Annotated in this window: 20 protein-coding genes; 1 reads left to right on the top strand and 19 read right to left on the bottom strand. The window is 29.6% G+C overall.

Annotation, left to right across the window (positions count from 1 at the left end; all coding sequences use genetic code 11):
* Nucleotides 1-37: 37 nt before the first annotated feature.
* Complete coding sequence (locus tag BN6774_RS08560) at nt 38-2587, bottom strand: calcium-translocating P-type ATPase, SERCA-type (protein WP_066892612.1); 2550 nt, start codon at nt 2585-2587, stop codon at nt 38-40.
* A gap of 215 nt (nt 2588-2802) precedes the next feature.
* Here BN6774_RS08560 and BN6774_RS08555 point away from each other — a divergent pair, with 215 nt between their 5' ends.
* Complete coding sequence (locus BN6774_RS08555) at nt 2803-4440, top strand: putative manganese-dependent inorganic diphosphatase (RefSeq protein WP_066892609.1); 1638 nt, start codon at nt 2803-2805, stop codon at nt 4438-4440.
* 32 nt (nt 4441-4472) lie between these two features.
* On the opposite strand, the gene BN6774_RS08550 is transcribed toward BN6774_RS08555, so the two are convergent.
* From BN6774_RS08550 to BN6774_RS19090, 18 genes are all read right to left on the bottom strand, one after another.
* Nucleotides 4473-5246, bottom strand: a complete 774-nt coding sequence (locus tag BN6774_RS08550) for a flagellar hook-basal body complex protein (RefSeq protein ID WP_066892606.1) — start codon at nt 5244-5246, stop codon at nt 4473-4475.
* Nucleotides 5247-5260: 14 nt separating this feature from the next.
* Nucleotides 5261-6043, bottom strand: coding sequence for a flagellar hook-basal body complex protein (locus tag BN6774_RS08545; protein WP_066892603.1), 783 nt, complete (start codon nt 6041-6043; stop codon nt 5261-5263).
* On the bottom strand, nt 6036-6200 hold the full coding sequence (locus BN6774_RS18500; RefSeq protein ID WP_159426824.1) for a hypothetical protein: 165 nt from the start codon (nt 6198-6200) through the stop codon (nt 6036-6038). The genes BN6774_RS08545 and BN6774_RS18500 overlap by 8 nt, the downstream gene beginning before the upstream one ends.
* A gap of 38 nt (nt 6201-6238) precedes the next feature.
* Nucleotides 6239-6718 (bottom strand): hypothetical protein, encoded by a 480-nt coding sequence (locus BN6774_RS08540; protein WP_066892600.1) that lies wholly within the window; start codon nt 6716-6718, stop codon nt 6239-6241.
* 18 nt (nt 6719-6736) lie between these two features.
* Nucleotides 6737-7462, bottom strand: a complete 726-nt coding sequence (locus BN6774_RS08535; protein WP_066892596.1) for a FliA/WhiG family RNA polymerase sigma factor — start codon at nt 7460-7462, stop codon at nt 6737-6739.
* 14 nt (nt 7463-7476) lie between these two features.
* Nucleotides 7477-8109, bottom strand: a complete 633-nt coding sequence (locus BN6774_RS08530) for a flagellar brake protein (RefSeq protein ID WP_235829598.1) — start codon at nt 8107-8109, stop codon at nt 7477-7479.
* Nucleotides 8110-8125: 16 nt separating this feature from the next.
* Nucleotides 8126-8989: a MinD/ParA family protein gene (locus BN6774_RS08525; RefSeq protein WP_066892591.1), complete on the bottom strand. Its 864-nt coding sequence runs from the start codon at nt 8987-8989 to the stop codon at nt 8126-8128.
* Nucleotides 8983-10104 carry a flagellar biosynthesis GTPase FlhF gene (flhF, locus tag BN6774_RS08520; RefSeq protein ID WP_066892588.1) on the bottom strand — a complete coding sequence of 374 codons (1122 nt, stop codon included), beginning with the start codon at nt 10102-10104 and terminating at the stop codon, nt 8983-8985. Before flhF ends, BN6774_RS08525 begins: the two co-directional genes overlap by 7 nt.
* On the bottom strand, nt 10104-12164 hold the full coding sequence (gene flhA / locus BN6774_RS08515) for a flagellar biosynthesis protein FlhA (RefSeq protein WP_066892585.1): 2061 nt from the start codon (nt 12162-12164) through the stop codon (nt 10104-10106). Before flhA ends, flhF begins: the two co-directional genes overlap by 1 nt.
* A 14-nt stretch (nt 12165-12178) precedes the next feature.
* Nucleotides 12179-14023, bottom strand: coding sequence for a fused FliR family export protein/FlhB family type III secretion system protein (locus BN6774_RS08510; protein WP_066892583.1), 1845 nt, complete (start codon nt 14021-14023; stop codon nt 12179-12181).
* A 14-nt stretch (nt 14024-14037) separates the two neighbouring features.
* Nucleotides 14038-14307, bottom strand: coding sequence for a flagellar biosynthesis protein FliQ (gene fliQ, locus BN6774_RS08505; RefSeq protein WP_066896557.1), 270 nt, complete (start codon nt 14305-14307; stop codon nt 14038-14040).
* Between the two features lie 9 nt (nt 14308-14316).
* Nucleotides 14317-15087, bottom strand: coding sequence for a flagellar type III secretion system pore protein FliP (gene fliP / locus BN6774_RS08500; RefSeq protein ID WP_066892581.1), 771 nt, complete (start codon nt 15085-15087; stop codon nt 14317-14319).
* 13 nt (nt 15088-15100) lie between these two features.
* A complete protein-coding gene (locus BN6774_RS08495) occupies nt 15101-15469 on the bottom strand; it encodes a flagellar biosynthetic protein FliO (protein WP_066892578.1) in 369 nt (122 codons plus the stop codon).
* 18 nt (nt 15470-15487) lie between these two features.
* Nucleotides 15488-15937: a flagellar basal body-associated FliL family protein gene (locus tag BN6774_RS08490; RefSeq protein ID WP_066892575.1), complete on the bottom strand. Its 450-nt coding sequence runs from the start codon at nt 15935-15937 to the stop codon at nt 15488-15490.
* 1 nt (nt 15938) lies between these two features.
* Nucleotides 15939-16679 (bottom strand): flagellar motor protein MotB, encoded by a 741-nt coding sequence (locus BN6774_RS08485; RefSeq protein ID WP_066892572.1) that lies wholly within the window; start codon nt 16677-16679, stop codon nt 15939-15941.
* Nucleotides 16679-17485, bottom strand: a complete 807-nt coding sequence (locus tag BN6774_RS08480) for a motility protein A (RefSeq protein ID WP_066892569.1) — start codon at nt 17483-17485, stop codon at nt 16679-16681. Before BN6774_RS08480 ends, BN6774_RS08485 begins: the two co-directional genes overlap by 1 nt.
* Before the next feature lie 16 nt (nt 17486-17501).
* Nucleotides 17502-17693, bottom strand: coding sequence for a flagellar FlbD family protein (locus tag BN6774_RS08475; protein ID WP_066892566.1), 192 nt, complete (start codon nt 17691-17693; stop codon nt 17502-17504).
* 71 nt (nt 17694-17764) lie between these two features.
* Nucleotides 17765-19894, bottom strand: a complete 2130-nt coding sequence (locus BN6774_RS19090; protein ID WP_407922096.1) for a flagellar hook-basal body complex protein — start codon at nt 19892-19894, stop codon at nt 17765-17767.
* Nucleotides 19895-19926: the final 32 nt, after the last annotated feature.

Here is a 19926-nt window from a genome sequence, read left to right as displayed (position 1 = left end):
TCAAATTTATAAAAGTTTTTATTGTAATATATCCTAATTACTTCTTAGTTTTTATAAATAAATATACGCTATTTATTAAGAATATTACACCAGAATAAAATAATACTATCCCCCATTGACCAATATTTAATGCCACAGTATTAAATACATCTGCTAAAAAAGGAACATATAAAATTGAACATACCATTATTATAGAAACTAATACAGCTGCAACTAAATATGGATTTGTAAATACCTTAATTTCAAAAATAGAATGTCTTTCTGATCTACATTCAAAAACATGTAATAATTGTGACATAACTAATGTAATTAAAGCTAATGTTCTACATGTTGCTAAATCCATGCCATAAAGCCTTCCTGTCATAAAGGAAAGTAATGTACAAATTCCAATTAAACATCCTCTTATTAATATCTTGCTCCATAGTCCTCTAGCAAATATACTTTCTCCTTTTTCTCTTGGTTTATGCATCATTATATCCTTGTCTGGTGGATCTACACCAAGAGCTATGGCAGGTAGTCCATCAGTAGCTAAATTAACAAATAATATTTGTATTGGAGTTAAAGGATTTGGTAAATAGAAAATTGAAGCTAAAAACATTGTTAATACTTCACCTAGATTACAAGATAATAAATACCTTATAAACTTTCTAATATTATCATATATTATTCTTCCCTCTTCTACTGCTGAAACTATAGTTGCAAAATTATCATCCATTAGTACCATAGAAGCTGCTTCTTTAGTTACATCTGTTCCTGATATTCCCATAGCAATTCCAATATCAGCTTCCTTAATTGCTGGAGCATCATTTACTCCATCTCCAGTCATTGCAACTATATTGTTTTGCCTTTTAAAAGCTTTAACTATTCTTAGTTTATGATGAGGCGAAACTCTTGCAAAAACTCTAATATCATTAACTTTTTTAAATAGCTCTTCCTCACTCATCCTTTCTATCTCTTCTCCAGTTACCGCTTGGTCGTCTGTATTACATATATTAATTGATTTAGCTATTGCAAGAGCTGTATTCTTATGATCTCCTGTAATCATAACTGGTTGAATACCAGCGAGCTTACACTTTAATACAGCATCTCTAACTTCTACCCTAGGTGGATCTATACTTCCTGCAACACCTAAAAATATTAAATCTCTTTCTAAGTCATCACTTTTTACTAGTCCTGTTTCTTTATAAGCAGCTGCAATACACCTTAGGGCCCTGTTAGACATAGCTTCTATATATGAAGCAACTTGTCTCTTCTTTTGAGATGTTAATGGCTTAATAGTTCCATTTTCCAATATGTGGGTACATTTCTCTATTACCCTTTCTGGAGCCCCCTTCATATAGCAAACTTCCTTAGAACCCTCTCTAACTATTACACTCATCATTTTTCTATTAGAATCAAAAGGGATATCAAATATTCTATTAGAATTTGAAACAAAGGCTTTTAATAAATTTGTATCATTAAAAAAAGCCTTTACTAAAGCTGTTTCTGTTGGATCACCATACAGAGCTTTATCTATGTTTTTAACATTGAAATCATAATTACAATCATTACAGTAAACAAAAGCCTTTATTAAAGTTGAATGACTTTTTAATTCATCTTTATCTAAGTTATAAATTCGTCCATTTAAATATATTTCTTTTACAGTCATTTTATTTTGAGTTAATGTTCCTGTTTTATCTGAACAAATTACTGACGTACAACCTAAAGTTTCTACTGCTGGTAACTTTCTTACTAAAGCATTTTTCTTTAACATTCTAGACACACCTAGTGCTAAAGCAACTGTTACTATAGCTGCTAAACCTTCTGGTATAGCTGCTACTGCTAAAGAAACTCCTAGTAAAAACATTTCTGTAATTTCATTACCTCTAAGTATTCCTAATACAGTTACAACTCCACATATAACTAGGCATAGTGCTACTAGAATCTTTCCTAGTGAATCTAATCTTTCTCTTAATGGAGATTTTTCTTCTTCAATATTATCTAAAAGATTTGCTATTTTCCCCATTTCAGTATTCATTCCAATACCATCTATAAGTAAAATACCTCTTCCTTTTAATATAGTAGTTCCCATATATCCTTGGTTTTTTCCTTTTTTAGAATCTTTTGAAACTCCAACTGATTCTCCTGTTAAAAGAGACTCATCTATCATTACGCCTGATGCTTCAATAAAAGTACCATCAGCTGGAATTCTATCTCCTGCTTCTAAAATAACTAAATCACCCATAGTAATTTCTACTGAATTTATTACCTTTAAAACACCATCTCTAATAACTTTACAAGTAGGTGCTGCAAGCTCCTTTAATGCCTCAAGAGATTTTTCTGTCCTATACTCTTGAACAAAACCCATAATAGCATTTACAACTACTATTATAAGTATTGTTATAGCATCAGCAGTATCACCCATTAAACCCGATATAACAGTAGCTGCTATTAGTACCCAAACTATAAAATCATTAAATTGAGATAAAAATATTATTATAGGTGATGTTTTTTTCTTATGAGATATTTCATTTAATCCATAGTTTCTTTGCCTTTTCTCTGCTTCCTTTGTAGTTAGTCCCCTAGATATTTCTCGTTCCTGTATCACCGGTTGTCCTCCTTATAATAGTTTCTATATATTATATTTAGTAAATTTAAAGATATGATTTTTTTGAAAACTTTAAATATTATTTTCTGTATGGAGAAATATTTTCATAGTTTATATATACAAAATTCTACATATACTTTCATTAGGTCTCTTTACAAATTAATAATATAAATATAGAATATGTATAGATATAATAAACTAAGGAGGGTAATAACTTGAAAGATGTAGTATACGTTACTGGGCATAAAAATCCAGATTCAGATTCAATATGTGCAGCATATGCATATGCTGAATTTAAAAATAAGACAGGCAACTTGCCAGCTATTCCAGTTAGACTTGGAAATGTTAATAGAGAAACTCAATATATTCTTGATTATTTTGGAGTTGAAGCTCCACAATTATTAAAAACAGTAAAATTAAAGGTAGAAGATTTAGCTTTTGATAAGATTACTCCAGTTTCACCTGAAATATCATTAAAAATGGCATGGAACATAATGAGAAGTAAAAACATTAAAACTCTTCCTGTAGCAGATGAAAATAATAATCTACTAGGAGTTTTAGCTATCTCAAACTTAACTTCTTGCTATATGGATATATGGGACAATAAAATTTTAGCAAAAAGTAATACTACTTTTGATAATATAGTAGATACTTTATCTGCAAAAGAAATTTATACAAATCCTACCACTAATCACTTCCCTGGTAAAATAGTTGTTACTGCTATGAAACCAGAAAGTATGAAGGATCATATAGAAACAGGAGATATAGCAATAGTTGGTGATAGAGAAGAAGTTCAAAATGCATTATTAGACTTAGATATATCACTTATGATTATAACTGGAGCACATATTCCAACTGCTAAGATTATAGAAAAAGCAAAGAAAGCTAATATTAGTGTTATAAGTACACCACATGATTCATTTACAGCTTCAAGACTTATAATTCAAAGTATCCCTGTTGGATATGTAATGATAAAAGATAAATTAGTAACTTTCTCAACTGAAGATTTAGTTGATGATGTTAAACCAGTAATGATTGAAACTAGATATAGAAGCTATCCTGTTATAGATCCAAATGGAAAAGTAGTTGGAACTATGTCAAGATATCATTTAATTTCAAACTATAGAAAGAAAATAATTCAAGTAGACCATAATGAAAGAGGTCAATCAGTTGATGGTTTAGAGGATGCAGACATCTTAGAAATCATTGACCACCATAGAGTAGCTGATATTCAAACAAGTGGTCCACTATACTTTAGAAGTGAACCTATTGGAAGTACTTCTACTATAGTTGGTAAATGTTTCTTTGAAAATGGAATAAGACCTTCTAAGCAAGCTGCTGGTCTTCTATGTGGTGCTATAATTTCTGATACATTATTATTTAGAAGTCCTACTTGTACTCCTGTTGATAAGCACACTTGCTTAAAACTTGCTGAAATTGCAGGAATCAATGTAGAAGAATTTGCTAAGGAAATGTTTAAAGCTGGTACTTCACTTAAGGGAAAAACTGTTGAGGAAATATTCAACCAAGACTTTAAGCCTTTTACTATTGGTGATACTAAGGTTGGTATAGCACAAGTTAACACTATGGATATCGAAGGATTTATGCCATTAAAAGACGAAATGCTTACTTATATGAATACTAAAGCTAAAGAAGCTGGTTTAGATATGACTTTACTATTATTAACTGACATTCTTAATGAAGGATCTCAAATATTAGTAGCTGGAGATAAACCTGAAATAGCTGAAAAAGCATTTAAAGTAACTTTAACTGAAAACACTGCATTCTTAGATGGTGTACTATCAAGAAAGAAACAAGTAGTTCCACCAATAACTGCAGCAATAAATTCATAATAAAAAAGAGCTGTAATAACAGCTCTTTTTTATTATCTGCTTCTCATATTATTAATCATGCCCCACATTTCATCTGCTGTTGAAATGCCTCTTGAACTTAATTGAAATGCTCTTTGGGTGATTATCATATCTGCAAACTCTGTAGCAATATCTACGTTAGAACCTTCTAGAACTCCTTGATATAAATCAAAGTCGTTAGTTCTTTCAACTTGAACTCCTGGTGCAGGACTAAATAAATTATCTCCTACAGATACGAAGGCTCTATCTCCAACTGCAGTATATACGGGAATTTCTGCAACTTGAATAAAATTACCTCCATCTTTGATATAAAGCTCACCTTTTTTATCAACTAAAAAATTATTTTTATTTAATATAACATTATTTTCAGAATAACCATTTAAATAGTTTAATTCAACCTTGTTTCCCCTGTTATCTACAAGTCTACCTCTTGAATCTATAGTAAATGATCCATCTCTTGTATATAATTCCTTTCCATCTGGAGCAATTATTTTAAAGTAACCTTGTCCATCAATAGAAAAGTCTGTGCTTAGTAATGTTTCTTGTAAACCACCTTGAGAATTATCCCTATACCATTCTGAAGTTTTAGTTCCTGTTCCTATAATAGAATCCTTATCATTTATTGGATTTCCAAGTCTATCTAAGGATTCAGATAAAAGATCCTTAAACCCAACTTCTATCTTCTTATAACCCATAGTATTAGCATTAGAAATATTATTTGATATTGCATCTAATTTATCTTGGTTTGCATTCATTCCAGTTTTAGCAGTCCATAAGGTTCTTAACATAAATCTTCCTCCTATTATTTAACTGCTCCAATTTCATTAGCAGCCTTTCCTAAAGTTTCATCAAGAGTTTGTACTATTTTTTGATTAGTTTCAAAGCTTCTCATCGTAGTAATCATATTAACCATCTCATTAGTTATATTAACATTAGATCCTTCTAATGCTCCTTGAGTAACATAAACTTCTGCATTAAAAATAGGATTTTCTCCTCTATAATAATTATCCCCAACTTTTTCTAAGGAGTTATAATCTACAAAATCCGCTGTTGCTAAGGTATGAGTAGCTCTATTCCCCAGGAAAATATTATTGCTTTTATCTAAGACAATATTATCTCCACCAACAAATATAGGTTCTAATGCTCCTGTATTTTTATTAACCCCAAGAACTCTATCCCCGCTACTAGTCATTAAATATCCATTATTACCCACTTTAAAACTTCCATCTCTGGTATATAATACTTCACTGCCATTATTAGTTTGTTTTTCAATTGCGAAATATCCTCTTCCCTCAATTGCAAAATCTGTACTCTTATTAGTACTCTTTAATACACCTTGAGTAAAAGCAGTATCCACAGTATCTATCTTTGCTCCTAAACTTAAGCTTCCAAGTTTTTGAGTTACATTTCTTCCATTAACAACCTTATCTTTATTTTGAATCATAACTTCATCAAAACTTTTTATTGATAGGTTATCTCCCTTAAAGCCTGTTGTATTAGCATTAGTCATATTATTAGTTATAGTATCTTGCCTATTTTCTAAGGTTATTAGACCTGATACAGCTGTATATAAACTTCTAATCACTTATCTCATCCCCTTTAAACAATACTTTACATTCATCACTGTAATGCATACCTAGTCCTCTTGCTCTTTCTTCTATCTTATCACTAGATAATTCCTTATTATAACTATATCCAAACATAAAAACAGAGGTTAAAACCATTCCTATTCCTATTCCCATAAGTATCTTTCTGTCGGCAAAAAAATTAAATAATTCTATTATTTTTTTAATAAACTTTTTATTAATAGTACCTCCCCCTTACCTATGGATAGTTTTTCACATATCTCATCATCTGTTAATCCTTTATCTAAAAGGATTTTAACTTTTCTTTGCTTTTCACTTTTTAAAGTTTCTTCCTTAGTAGTCTCTATTTTGTTTGAAAAATCTATTTCAGATACAACATCTGTTTTTAGACTATTTTTATTATAATTGTGGTTATTAATTATATTATCGACTTTTACTTCATTTTTCTTAAGACTATTTATAGATAATTTTAAATCTTCAATTTCCTTTTGTAATTCTAAAACAGTCTCAGCCATATCTTTTCTTATTCCTAATATTTCAAGATCATAATCCTTATTATTATTTACTTCTTCTCTTTCTAATATTTTTTCAAAAGATCTATCTTCTTTTTTTATAGCTTTTAAATTTAAAAATATTAAAATAATTCCTATTATAATTATTAATAAAGGAAGCATACAAATCCCTCTTCTTACTTAAATATATTTAATTTTTTGCATTATCGCTCTTAAATTTCTAATAGCTCTACTATGTAACTGACATACTCTTGACTCTGATACTTCTAAAACTTGTCCAATTTCTTTTAATGTTAATCTTTCATAATAGTAAAGTTTTAATATTAGCTTATCCTTTTCTTTTAGCATTTCTATAGCCTCTGCTAAAATTTCAAGTTTTTCTTTATCCTCTAATGAAGCTTCTGGTGAGATAGAATCTTTATCCTCTAATGTTTCCATTATAGTAACGTCATCATCATCAGAATAAATAACTGATTCTAATGAAATTATAGACATATAATTAATATTATTTTCAACTTGTGAAACCTCTTCTTCAGAAATATTTAAATCCATTGCAATTTCCTTTAAGGATGGTTCTCTCATTAATTTATTTTGTAATCTTTCTACAGACTCATTGTACTTAGCCAGTTTATCCATAGCTCCCTTAGATATAGGCCTATTTTTTCTGATTTCGTCTATCATTGCACCCTTTATTCTTAAGGTTGCATAAGAAGAAAATTTCATACCCTTTGTTGAATCATATCTATTAATTGCATCTAAAAGCCCAACAATTCCATAGCTTACTAAATCCTCGTATTCTATGTACTTAGTTTTTCCTAGCATTATTCTAGATGCTAGATATTTAACTAATGGTATGTACTTTTCTACTATTTTTTCTTTATGAATCATCGGGCTTTGACATTCCATATATTAAACCTCCTCTAAACAAGTTCCCTTTGCTTACGCATAATTTTAAAAACTGTTCTTATTATTTTTTCTCTAGTTGAATTATTCATATCTATAAAACTAACACCATATATATATCTTTTATCTTCAGTCTTTTCTATTCTTATTATTTTACCTTTTACATTTATTTTTTCATTTTCATATTTTAAATTTCCAATAACCACGTCATTATTTTCTAATTTTTCCTTAGCCTTAATCCTCATCCCTCCACCACTTAAATCTAAAAGTAGTGCATTTTCATAATTATCTTCTGTTTTTATATCTTTTTGTAAATCACTTTCTTTAATATAATTAATTACTTGAACTACATTTACCCTAACATAGTCTCTTCTTTGAATTTTTCTTATATTATATGGTTTAGTTAATCTATAAAAAGGTATATCTTTTTCTATATATCTACCTATTACCTTAGTTTTGTAATTAAAAACATTTCCCTTTTCATCATAAAATATTTGTTCAATTTCACTTTCATTTTTTAAAGTTAAATATATTCCATCATTTACTGGAATAGTTATTAAAATTTCACTTTCTTTAATATCTTGAATAGTTGCTTTATATACATTTTCCTCCCATAAAACATCTATCATAGAGTTTATTAGTAATTCCATTGTTGACACTTACCCCCTAAGAAAAAATACTAAATAGCTTTTTAAATAGCCCTTGAGCTCCAGCTCCTATTTCTTCCTTTTTATTACCAATTAATTTCAAAGTTATATCTTCTATACATTTAGATGCATCACAACTAGGATATCCAATAATAAATGGAACTTGATTTCTAACTGATATGATAAGCTTTCTGTCTTCATAAACATATCCTAAAAAATTTACATCTAAAGCTAAAAATTTATTAACAGCACTTTTAAATTTAAGAAATGTTTTTTCTCCTTCTTTTTTATCTAAAGCTTTATTAACTATAATATTAGCCTTATCTTTTATTTTAAAATGATTCACCGCTTTTAATAAACTATATCCATCTGTTAAAGATGTAGGCTCTGGAGTAGTTATTAATACTACTTCATCAGAGCATGCAATAAAAGCTAGTACACTTCTACTTATTCCTGCTCCAGTATCTATGAATATATAATCAAAGCCTTCAAGCATTTCTATTTTTTTTAAAAACAATTCTCTTTGGTTTTGTTGTAAATCTTCTATGTTATTAAGTCCACTGCCACCAGGCAATAACTTTACACCTTCCGGCCCTTCAACTATTATATCTTCAATTGCTAATCTTCCATTAATTAAATCTAACACATTATGCTTTGGATAAATTCCCATTAAAACATCATCATTACCCATTCCTATATCTGCATCAAAAATTAAAACCTTTTTACCCTTTTTAACTAAATTAATAGCTAAATTAACAACAATATTACTTTTCCCAACTCCACCTTTTCCTGATGTAATTGTTATAATTCTTGCCTTCCTATGTTCTTCAAAAAAACCTTCTCCACTTGCTAATTTTCTTAGGCTTTCAGCTTGATCTAACATATAGTATCCTCCCCAAGAACCAATTTACAAACCTCATTTATTGAAGGTGTTTTTATATCCTCTGGAACATTTTGTCCTGTTGTTATATAAGCTATTTCTTTTTTAGATTTTTTAATAATATTATAAATACATCCATAGGAAGTGGTTTCATCTAATTTAGTTATTATAATATTTTCATAGTTTATTTCTCCATAACCTTTTAATATAGTATCTATATCTTTATTTTTAGTAGTACCACTTATAACTAAAGAAATATTATCGGCATTAATTTTTTGTATAAAAGCTCTAAGTTCAGATATTTGCATTGTATTTTTACTACTTCTTCCTGTAGTATCGATTAATATAACATCACAATCTTCAAGTTCTTTAATTGCCTTTTCCATTTCTTTTAGTGTAATAACTACTTTAAATGGAATATTCATAATTTCTGCATAAGTTTTTAGTTGTTCTACAGCTCCAATTCTATATGTATCTATAGTTATTAATCCAACCTTCTTTTTATCGATTAAAGCAAGTCTTCCTGCAAGCTTTGCAATTGTTGTAGTCTTTCCTACTCCTGTTGGACCTATCAATGCAATTTTCCCACTTAAATCCTTAGTAGAAACTTTAATCTCTTTACTTAATAATGTCTTAAAGTCTTCTTTAAATTTATCTATATCATCATAATCTTCTAAATCTAAACCTTCTAATAAATTTTTATCTACATCTATTTCATTTAAATAATTTTCAACCAGATTATCCTCTTTTTCTTTATTAGTGTTTTTTATAACCTTATTTAACAAATCTTTTATTTCTTTAACTTCTTCTTTTAAGTTATTCTCTGGTTCCTTTGATTTTTTATCTTCTTTATCAATAATATTTTTTATACTATTTAATGAAGCTTTAAAACTGTCTATATTTTCTTCTTTTTCAACAGTTTCATATTTATTTTTTTTCTCTAACTTATTATTTTCTAATGCTGCTGTAACCTCTATTAATTTAGGCTTAAAGTATCCCTTTACTCCTGATTCCCTTACTTTTCTTTGGCTTAAAATAATTGCATCCTTACCTAATTCATATCTTATTCTTGTTAAAGCCTCATTCATGTTTTTAACTATATATTTCTTTATAACCATTATAATGATACAACTCCTTCTGTCCTTATTTCCACATCATTAGGAATTTCATTTAATGATATAACCATAATATGTGGGAATACCATTTCTATAAGCTTTCTAAATACTGGTCTAATATTTGGTGATACCAATATTACCGGTTGATTGTTATAGAAATAAACCCTATCTATAGTATCTCTTATACAATTAAATATCTTTGTAGTTGTATCTGGATCTACTGCTGGGAATGAACCTTGTATTGATTTTTGTGTATTAGCTGCGATTATTTCCTCTATTTGAGGTGATAATGTTACTACTGTAATTGCTCTCTCTTCATCTATAATTTGATTGCATATAGTTCTAGATAGTGAAAATCTAACATACTCTGTTAAAAGTTCTAAATCCTTAGTTAATCTAGAGTTATCTGCTAAAGATTCCATTATTGTAACCATATCCTTTATTGGAACCTTCTCTCTTAATAGATTTTGTAATACTTTTTGAAGTTCACCTATGGTCATAAGATCTGGTATTAATTCATCTACTACAGCACTATATTTTTCTTTAGTATTTTCAACTATTAATTGAACTTCTTGTCTACCAAGTAATTCATAGGAATGAGATTTAATTGTTTCAGTTAAATGTGTAACCATAACAGTTGTTGGATCGACTACTGTTAATCCCTTTATTTCGGCTTCTTCCCTTTGATCCTTATTAATCCATACTGCTGGTAATTTAAAAGTAGGCTCTATTGTCCTAATACCTGCAATTTGAGAGTTATCTCCTGTTGGATCCATGCAAAGTAACATATTTGCCATAAGTTCTGCTGAAGCTATTACTGTTCCTCTAATCTTTATTACATACTCATTTGTTTTTAACTGTAAATTATCTCTTATTCTAATAGGTTGTACTACTATTCCCATTTCAATAGCACATTGCCTTCTAACTGATGCTATTCTTTGTAGTAAATCACCACCTGTAGATTCATCTGCTAAAGGAATAAGTCCATAACCAATCTCAACTTCCATTGGTTCTACAGAAATTAAAGTCATTACATTTTCTGGTTCTTTTCTCTCTAATTCTGTATATTCTTCTTCAACTCTTGCAAGTTCCTCCTCTTGAGTCTTTTGCTCTTCCTTAATAAGCATATAAGTAGAAACAGCCCCAGTTACTGCTGCTAACATAAAAGGAAACATTGGCATACTAGGAATCAATGCTAGGAAGAACATAACAGCTGAAACTATTCCAAGTGCAACTGGAAAGGCTGTAAGTTGTTTACTAAAGGTTTTACCAAAGTTATCTGCACTCCCTGATCTAGTTACTAATATACCTGATGCAGTTGATATTAATAAGGCCGGAATTTGGCTAACTAAACCATCACCTATAGTAAGCTTAGTATAAGTTGCTCCTGCTTGTAAAAAATCCATTCCTCCCATTACTCCAATAATGATACCAGCAATTATATTTATAATTGTAATTATTATACCTGCTATTGCATCACCCTTAACAAACTTAGATGCACCATCCATTGCTCCATAGAAGTCTGCTTCAGATTGTAAATCCTCTCTTCTTTTTCTTGCTGTAACCTCGTCTATAATACCTGCATTTAAATCTGCATCTATACTCATTTGTTTTCCAGGCATAGCATCTAAAGTAAATCTTGCTGATACTTCTGAAACTCTACCTGCACCATTAGTTATAACTACAAACTGAATTATTATTATTATTAAAAATATTATAATACCAACTACATAATTTCCACCTATAACAAACTCACCAAAGGCTTCAATTATTTTTCCTGCGCTTCCTTCACTTAATATAAGTCTTGTTGATGAAATATTAAGACCTAATCTAAGCAATGTAGTTACAAGTAATAATGTTGGGAAAACTGACAATTGTAAAACATTAGTTGTAAACATTGTAATCATTATGATTATAGCTGATAACGTAATATTAAAAGCTAATAAAACATCCAAAATAGCTGATGGAAGAGGTATTATTATCATAAGAACAATTCCTAATACCCCAAAGGCCACCAATATATCTGTATTCTTTTTTAAATTTAATCTATTATTTTCAAGCAACCTTATCCCATCCTTTATCTAGTACCTTTTTTCTTTTTCTCCAATTTATATACCATAGCTAATACTTCTGCCACCGCTTGATACATATCTTGTGGAATTTCTTTATCTATATCTACAGTTTCGTATATCATCCTGGCTAAAGGTTTATTTTCTATTATTGGAACCTTTGATTCTAATGCTTTTTCTTTTATTTTTATAGCAATAGCATCGGCTCCCTTAGCTACAACCTTAGGTGCTTCTGACTCCCCTTCTACATACTTAATAGCTACTGCTAAATGAGTTGGGTTTGTAATAACTACCGTAGCATCTCCAACGGATTGCATCATTCTTCTTTGTGACATTTCTCTTTGCTTTTGCTTTATTTTAGATTTTATTTGAGGATCACCCTCCATTTGTTTATATTCTTCTTTAATTTCTTGCTTTGTCATTCTAATATCTTTCTGGAAAAGCCTATATTGAACTACATAATCTATAACTGCTATTACTACAAGTAATACGCATATTTTTATAAAAATACCTGTTATTAGTGATTTAACTTCACCACCTAAGGAAGGTAGGTAAATATTTCCTATTTGCATTATCTTATTAAAATTATCCCTTATGTAGGAATATGCTATAAATATTACTATAGAAATTAAAATTAAATTTTTAACTAATTCCACTAAAGATTTCTTAGAAAACATATTCTTAATCCCATTTATTGGATTTAATTTTCCAAAGGAAGGTTTTATAGCATCCTTAACTACTAAAAATCCTGATTGAATTAAACTTGCAATAACCCCTGCTATCATTATTGGCAATATTACAGGCATCATAGCAATAGCTACTTTGCTTAACACAAATGCATTTATTCCTTTTAAACTACTTTCGGTTATTTCCATAGTTCCCATATCACCTAAAAAATAAATTATGTTGTTTTTTAATATAGATACTATAAATCCACTTAGCGTTATTATTACTAAAGTTGTTGCTATCATTGTAATTCCAAGACCTACATCTTTACTTCTAGGAACTTGACCTTTTTTTCTTGAATCACTCTTTTTCTTTGGTGTGGCTTCTTCCGTTTTTTCATCTGCACCGATTAAAAATACCAATGGAACTGTAGTTATTATTTTTCTAAATATATCTGGTAAATAGCTTATACTATTTAAAAATAACTTAAGTATAATTGGTAGTGATACTCCTATAGCAATAATTCCAACTAACATTTTTACTGGCATTCCAAGTATCATTACATTAATTTGAGGAACTGCCCTTGATATTAATCCCATAGAAACATCTGTTAATATAATAATCAATACTATTGGTATTGCTATTTTCAAACCTATTAAAAAATAGTTGGCCACTATTTCAATCATTGTCATCATAGTGTCTCCATAAAGTAACCCCTTTCCCATTGGTAAGGTAATAAAACTTTCTATAAGAGATTTAATTAACATATGATGCCCATCTACTATAAAGAAAACTACTAAAGCTATATAATGAAGTAAATTTCCTGTTATTGTAGTACTTGCCTTACTATTAGGATCTATAGTATTTATCATACTAAGTCCTATATGTACATCTATTAAACTTCCTGCCATTAATAGTATTTCAAAGGCTATATTAGAAATTAATCCAAGTATTAATCCATTAGTAACTTCAAAAAACATATAAATTATTAAATAATAATTGCTGGTTATTTCTCCTATACTTGAATAATCTATTCCTCCTAATAATGCAAAAGAAAATATTAGTGAAAACATAGCCTTTAAAGTTTTTGGTGTTCCATTTGGAAAGAAAATATTTGATATAGTAAAAAATGAAGTTACTCTTAAAAATATAAAAAATAGTGCCAAAAAGTAGGCTGTATCTATCATATCTTATCTACCTCCTAAGTAGATATTTTAATAATTATTTCAAATATTCTTTCCGTGAAACTTACTAATGTATGTAGCATAAAGCTTCCTAGCATTAGCCCTACTGCTGCTATACCAATAAGCTTAGGAACAAAAGTTAAGGTTTGTTCTTGAATTTGGGTAGTTGCTTGAAATATACTTATTATAAGTCCAATTAATATTGAAACTAGTAATATTGGCCCTGCCACCTTTAATGATGTATATAAAGCATCTCTTACAATTCCTACTACTAAATTTTCACTCAAAACTTTCACCTACCCTCCAAAACTCATTATTAATGATTTTACAATTAAATACCATCCATCTACCATTACAAATAGTAAAAGCTTAAATGGTAATGCTACCATAACTGGAGGTAGCATAAACATTCCCATGGACATAAGTATACTTGCTACTACCATATCTATCATTATAAATGGTAAGAAAAGTAAAAATCCTATTTGAAATGCTGTTTTTAACTCGCTAATAGCAAAAGCTGGTATAACTACTGTTAGCGGTACATTTTCTTTTGTTATTTCAGTTTTATCTAACTTGGAAGCTTCTATAAATAACTCTAAATCCTTTTGCCTTGTTTGTCTTAGCATAAATTCTCTTAAAGGCTTACTTCCAGCCTCCATAGCTTCCTCTTGTGTTATTTCATTATCCATAAAAGGTTTAAAAGCCTTATTATTTATTTCCGAATAAACTGGTTGCATTATAAAAATAGTTAAAAATAATGCTAGTCCAATTAAAATTTGATTAGGAATAGATTGTTGTGCTCCTAATGCATTTTTTAAGAAAGAAAATACTACAATTATTCTTGTAAAAGATGTCATCATTATTATTATTGATGGCAATAATGTTAGTATAGTTAATACTATTAGTAACTTTATATTATCAACATAATTTTGAGGTGAAGCATTTTCTCCTCCAACTGAAAAATTGATATCTGGTACATTAATAGGCTCAGCACTTACACTTTTATTGAAGGTGAATATTAAGGTTATCATTACAATGGCCATTAATAAATATTTTTTCTTTTTCATAAAACTCTTCCTCTTAGTTATTTTTCTTCTTAAATCTATTAATTTTAGATTTAAATTCACTCATTACTATTTCATATTGTCCCTTTATTTTTTCTTTTTCAATTCTTTTATTTTCTTCTAAAAGAAATATTTCTTCTTCAGTTAAGTCATCTAATTTTTCTACCTTATTACTAGAGGCACTTAATATATAACCTTTGTTTCCAACCTTAACTACCGCTATAGATGAATCCCTTGATATTTGAGTTCTTTCCAAAACTTTAATATACTTTCCTTCATTCATCTTATTAATTTTATCTCCACTTAATTTAAATACTAAGTACATAAGTGAAAATACAAATAATAAAGCAAATAATAACTTAATAATTAAAAATGCAAAATCCATACCTTCTCTCAACTTTCCTTACTGTACTATAATATCGCTTATATAAACATCCTTTAGTACTCCTGCTGTTAACTTTTGATTAATCCTTGAAATTAAATCACCTTTTAAAATAACTTCATTTGAAGGTTCAAAATCTTTTGCCTTACAGGATTTTATATAGAAAATAGCTACATCTCTAATAACTACTTTTTTTTCTTCTATTTCCTTAGCTAAATCCTTATTTGCCTTATCATAGCTAATGGACATATTAAGTTTTACATATCTTTTAGAACCTTCATCACTTAAATTAACAAAAATTTCTCCAACTTCAACAAAGCTTTCTTCAACTACCACTGGTAGTGATGCATTGTTTTTGCTCATAAAAAAATATACTCCTCCAAAAGTTCCTGCACCTACAAATATTAAAAGTAGTAAAATTATTAGCATACCTTTTTTATTCTTTTTATTTTCTTTTTTCTCCTCAGCCATCTTAACTTTCCTCCTTATCAGCCGTCACAATTAAAATATCAACTCTTCTGTTTTTAGCCATATCTTCATAGGTATCATTAGGAGCTACTGGCTTAAACTCTCCATATCCCGTTGCTGAAAATCTTTTAGCATCTTGTCCCATAACTTCAACAAAATATCTTACAACATTAACAGCTCTATCTGCCGAAAGCTCCCAGTTTGAAGGAAACTTAGATGTATTTATAGGTCTATTATCTGTGTGACCTTCAACTAAAACCGGATTATCTATAGCTTCAATTACTGATGTAAGCTTGCTTAATATAGATTTGCTATCTTCCCTTAAGTCAGAACTTGAAGTTTCAAATAGTATATTATCTCTTAGTTGCATTGCAACTCCTCTTTCATCATCAACAATTTCAACTACATCTTGTAAATTATTATCCCTAACAAATTCTTTTATACTATTATATAATTTTCTTTGTTCTGTTAATTCTTCTCCACCTTGGATAGGATCTTCAGTTTCTCCACCTATTAATGGTACTTCTCCGTTGTACATATTATACTCCATAATACTATCTCCACTTTGACCACTCATTAAAGAAGTAAATGCACTTGATATGCTCTTTGTTTTTTGTGCATCAACACTGGACATAGAATATAAGAGTACAAAGAAAGTAAGTAATAAGGTTACAGTATCAGCATAGGTTGCTAACCATTCATCACCTTTTAGTCCCCCACCTTTATTCTTCTTATTTCTAGCCATTAAATAACAACTCCTTCACCATTTTCAATGCTGTTATTTAAATATTCTAATTTTTCCTTAGGAGGTAAGTATGTTATTAATTTTTCTTCAACAATTCTTGGGTTTACTCCAGACTGTATTGCAAGTATGCCCTCTAACATCATTTCTCTTTCTCCTACTTCTTTTGCGCTTTTTTGTTTTAAGTTAGAAGCAATAGGATTACATACAATATTGGCTAAGATTGATCCATAGAATGTTGTTATTAATGCTTTTCCCATACCTGAGGCAATATTAGCTACATCTGTTAGGTTTGCAAGCATTTGAATTAATCCTATTAAAGTACCTAACATACCAAAAGCTGGTGCATAAGCTCCCCAAGCCAAGTATATTCCAGCACCTTTATCATGCCTATTTTCCATTTCACCAATTTCTAACTCTAATATTTCTCTAATTGTTTCTGGTTCAATACCATCTACAACCATTTGTAACCCTTTCTTCAAAAAAGGATCCTCCATATCAGCAATATCATCTTCTAAAGATAATAAACCTTCTCTTCTCGCTTTTTTAGAAAGGCTACTAAACTTTACAATTATATCTTTTCCTGATGATTTATTTTCTTTAAAAGCTTGCATAAATAGCTTTCCCATATTTTTTACTTCATCTAATGAATATGTAATTAATAAAGCGGAAACTGATCCTCCTACAGTTATAATTACAGATGCTAAATCCCAGAATATTTTAAGACTACTTCCAAGAAGCATTCCATAAAGCATTAATACTATACCTAATATTAAACCAACTGAGGTTAATATATCTGACTTTTTCATTTAAAACTGCCTCCCATTATAATCTATAAGTAACAATCTTATTTTTATATTTTATTACTTTTTCAACTACCTCTTCTACACTTTCAAGGACTATATACTTTTTCCCATTGGTTAAAGTTATTAAAGTTTCAGGAACTTCTTCAATCTTCTCAATATGATCTGCATTTAAGATAAAGTCTTTATTATTCATAGCTGTTAAATCTATCATAATTATCTACCCTCTTTATTTTATATTTAAGGGGCTGCCGAAATCTTTTCTAAGTCAACAGCCCCAAAGGCTTATCTCTTTAAGTTAATAATATCTTGAAGTATTTCATCTCCAGTAGTAATCATCTTTCCTGAAGCTTGGAAAGCTCTACTTGAAACTATCATATCTGTAAATTGTTCTGATAAGTCTACGTTTGACATTTCAAGCATACCTTGAAGATTATCTCCATACCCCTGTGAATTATCATCAGCTAAAGTTCCTACTCCACTTTTAATAATAGCCTCACCAGAGTTAACAGAAGAACTATAAAGGTTGCCACCTAGTTTTGATAAGCCTTCTGGATTTTTAAATGTAGCCATTGCTATTTGTCCAAGTGCAGCAACTCTACCATCTTCTAAAACTCCATTTATTATTCCATTCTTATCTATTGTATAAGTTTTTACCTTAAGCTCTGTTTCTGTACCTGGAATTTTAACCTTATCTGGTATTTTTAATGTCTTAAGTTGTCCATCATAAGATTTTAAATCCTTAGTTGCATCAACAAAGTTTATACTTCCATCTGCATTTAAACTCTCAATTGGAGTACCACCGTAAGTTTCATCAGAAACAACTCCCCCAATTTCCATAGGTTTACCTGTAACAGTAATTCCTTGATCCATACCCTTTGCTTCTAAAGCTCTAGTTAATGCATCTTGAATATTTTTAGCTGTTATTGCATTTCCTGTTACAAAGTCTCCGTTTATAGTAATTGTTTTATTATTAGAACTAATATCAATTGAAGTTTTAGTTCCAGGTGTTATTGTTCCTAATTGGAACTTATATCCATTCAATGCTGAACCTGCATCAAAGGTTAATTCAACTCCACCAACCATCACCTTTCCTGGAGCCTTATCTTCTTCTCCACCTTCAATATTATCTGAAGTCAGTCCCGTATATGGTTTAGAAGTTCCAGAAATTTTTACTTCTGCATCAGTAATTCCATCTTGAAGCTTAATTCCCTTAGCTTTTAATTCGTTATTTATAGCATCTTGTAAATCTTTTGCTGCAACCTTTTTAGTAAAATCACCTGTGATTTCAAGCTTATTATTATCATAAGTAACCTTTAATCCAGGCTCATTTATATCAGTTATTTCAAATGTTAAATTATTTAATACCTCTCCCGCTGGCAATTCTACACTTAAACCTGCTATATTTAAAGCCTTTGGAGATTTTTCTGTAACACCACCGCTAATTTTAGCCTTATTTCCAATATCACCACTAACAATTGCACCAGTTACTGTTAATTGAGTCTTTTTACCATCTGTTTTCAAAGCACTATTTAATTTAGCTTCTAATTCCTTATTAGTGAATTTAGCTGGAATAGTATTAAAATCACCATTAATAATTATATTCCCATTTTCAACAACTACTGATAATGCAGTTCCTACAGCACTTTCTCCAATAGAAACTGTGTAGTCATTAAGCTCACCATTTGTAAACCCTGAGAATTTAAATCCTCCTACAGAAACATTTTCTATTGTTGCTGCTATATTATTTTTACCTGAATTATCAGAAGAACCTTTTATATTAGCTAATGTTGCTGCACTTCCAGTTACCTTAGCTTCTTGATTAAGTCCAACCTTTTTTATTGCATTATTTAATTCATCTTGTAAATCTGATGCATTAAATGCCTTATTTAAAAAATCTCCATTTATAACGATTTTTTTAGTACCAGTTTGAACATCAACTCCTAGCACTTTACTATTTATTTCGCCTATCTCAAAACTATATCCGTTTAAGTCATTCCCCTCATTAAGTTGAACTGTAAAACCTCCAATGTTTACAGCTTTAGGTGCTAAAGCATCAGTACCTCCTGTAACTGCATCAGAACCTAAGCCTTCAAAACTTATTGGTTTTCCTGATACAAATACTTGTTGTGAAATCCCCGCTGAAGATAATCCCTTATTTATAGCAGATTCTACTTGAGCAGTAGTTAACGCTCCATTATCAGAAAAGTCTCCATTTACAACTATTAATTTCTCTGACTTATTTACTTCTGATGAAGTTACTGTTCCAGGTCCAATTGCCCCTAACACAACTTTATAACCATTTAACTGTGAACCTGGTCCAAATCTAAAGTTTAGTCCTGCTGTACTAACTGTATTTGGAGATAACCCTGTTGCTGAATAAGAACTATCATCATTAGTTAATGAATATCCCATAATTCTAAATCCATCCCCAGTCAGAAGATTTC

The organism is Clostridium nigeriense, from assembly GCF_900086595.1.
Classification (GTDB): domain Bacteria; phylum Bacillota; class Clostridia; order Clostridiales; family Clostridiaceae; genus Clostridium; species Clostridium nigeriense.
Note: the sequence above shows the minus strand (reverse complement) of the source record. Positions and strands in the feature narration are given on the sequence as shown.